This window comes from Candidatus Merdisoma sp. JLR.KK006 (genome assembly GCF_036941035.1).
GTDB lineage: Bacteria > Bacillota > Clostridia > Lachnospirales > Lachnospiraceae > Laedolimicola.
This window is the reverse complement of the sequence record NZ_JAYMNS010000074.1, coordinates 1-1,891: the sequence shown is the minus strand read 5'-3', so window position 1 is coordinate 1,891 and position 1,891 is coordinate 1. Positions and strand designations below refer to the sequence as shown.

The 1,891-nt window shown below is 48.1% G+C and carries 1 protein-coding gene; it reads right to left on the bottom strand.

Features of this window, described 5'->3' with window-relative positions; genetic code table 11:
• Positions 1–475: 475 nt before the first annotated feature.
• A complete protein-coding gene (locus tag VSQ61_RS22595) occupies positions 476–1,762 on the bottom strand; it encodes an IS110 family RNA-guided transposase (protein ID WP_172543655.1) in 1,287 nt (428 codons plus the stop codon).
• Positions 1,763–1,891 lie beyond the last annotated feature (129 nt).

The window sequence follows — 1,891 nt, the reverse complement described above, 5'->3', positions numbered from 1 at the left end:
TATATCTCAGATGAATGAGCCAAGATAATGGACATTTCTTTGTATCTGGTACGAAAATAGAGGTGTTGGGTATACAAAGTAGAACGTCTTCCGTTTCCGCTCTACATGGCCTTGTGTATGCCCCTCCTTCTACGGCAGCGTACCTCCCGTGTCTACCAGGATCACCAGCATCTCTGCCGGGTCCTAACTTCCTTCGTCCCGCCTGTCCATAACCAGGGTGTCAGCTTAGCTCCTTTACAGGGTCATGCCCTATGGATAATATTCCTGCCGACTACCGGCTCATTCTTTGTTATAAGTCTTACTGACCTGTCCCGTATGCTTCCCTCACCGGCACCTTTCGGTGGACGTTTTCCCGGATTGTTCCCCATACTTTCCAGCTTTCCTGTCACAGCTGGATTCAACCCTCAATCAAAATTTTTGAAAGTTCAACCCAACTATGACAGGGCATTGCCTGCTTGTGGTTTATGTTCGTTTATTACGCTGCCTGGATCTGTGGTCTCCTGATGTCGCCCATCAGTTTTCCGGCATCATAGTCTACACCTTTTGTCAGTATCGTGTAGAATACCCTCAGAACCTTACACGCTACCGCTACGACAGACTGCATCTTCTTTAATGGGTTTTCTTTACGTGTCCGGTAATACTCATGTATTGCCCTGAACTCTGCATTCTTCCCAATCAAGGATATCGCTGCTTCATACAGCACATACCTCAGGCGTTTCCTTCCCCTGTAACTGATCCGGCTTTCGCCGTTATGCTTCCCCGAATCATTCGCCACAATCGCATATCCCGCCAGCTTCTGTAACTGCTTTGGGTTGTCAAAACGTCCAATGTCTCCCACCTCCGCAATGAATCCGCTGACTGTTGCCAGGCCGATCCCCTTAATTCCCATCAGTTTATCAACATATGGGATTTCTTTCAGCTTTTCCTCTATTTTCACGAGAAGCTCCTCCAGCCTTGAGGTATATACATCCATGTCGTTGAGCAGGTTCTTCAGTTCCATCCTTGCCGCTCCCGGTGCTTCCTTACTTCCTACGCTGTGCCCCGCTGCCGATACCAGGGTCTTTGCCCTCTTCATTCCGGCGCCTCTGAGCTTTGCGTTCCTCCATATCCGGTTCACACCTTCCACCCCCAGTTTTCTGATGTCCTCCGGCAGCGGTGCCTCCTTCAGCACCATCCTCCCGCTCACCGCCTTCAAATCCCCATAAACGTCTTTATATTCAGGGAAGTAGATGGCGAACCATCTGGCCAGGCGGTTCTTGATCCTCGTGAGCTCCTCCTGCGTCTGGAAGCGCAGGTTTGACAGGCTCCTGATCTCTGCATAGATACCGGTTGGTATGTAAGGGTACGAGAACCGTCCCTCGTTGACAAGCGCAGCGATCGTCTTTGGGTCTTTACGGTCATTTTTGTTGGGGTTGTTGTCATCCAGTTCTTTTGATTTTTTCACGTGGTGGGGATTCACATGCACAGGCCTCATCCCGCTGTCCTGCAGGAATTTCCCCAGGGCAAACCAGTAATGTCCTGTCGGCTCCATACCCGGTATTACAGCAGTTTTACCGTGTTTCGCCGCTATATCCTCCATCCATGCTTTGAATGTCTGGAACCCTGTCTCTGTGTTACTGAATTCCAGTGGCTTTCTGGTATATTCATAGTTGCGCCAGTCGAATGCCCTGGCATAGTGGGTTTCACTTCCTACATCGATTCCAACAATCAAAGTTTTTTCAGTTATGGATGCAATTTTTGCGTTTTGTGTGTTACAATTCATTTTAGATACCTCTCTGTTCAATAAGATTTTCACTAACCTGCAAGTCAGTAATCTTATTTTACTCTGAGGTATTTTTTTCTCAACCTTCTTTCTTGGAATTCCCTATACTTGAATTATACAGGAAGCTCC

Excerpts from the sequence above, each read along its gene's own strand:
- VSQ61_RS22595 (WP_172543655.1), bottom strand. The coding sequence starts at position 1,762 with ATGAATTGTAACACACAAAACGCAAAAATTGCATCCATAACTGAAAAA.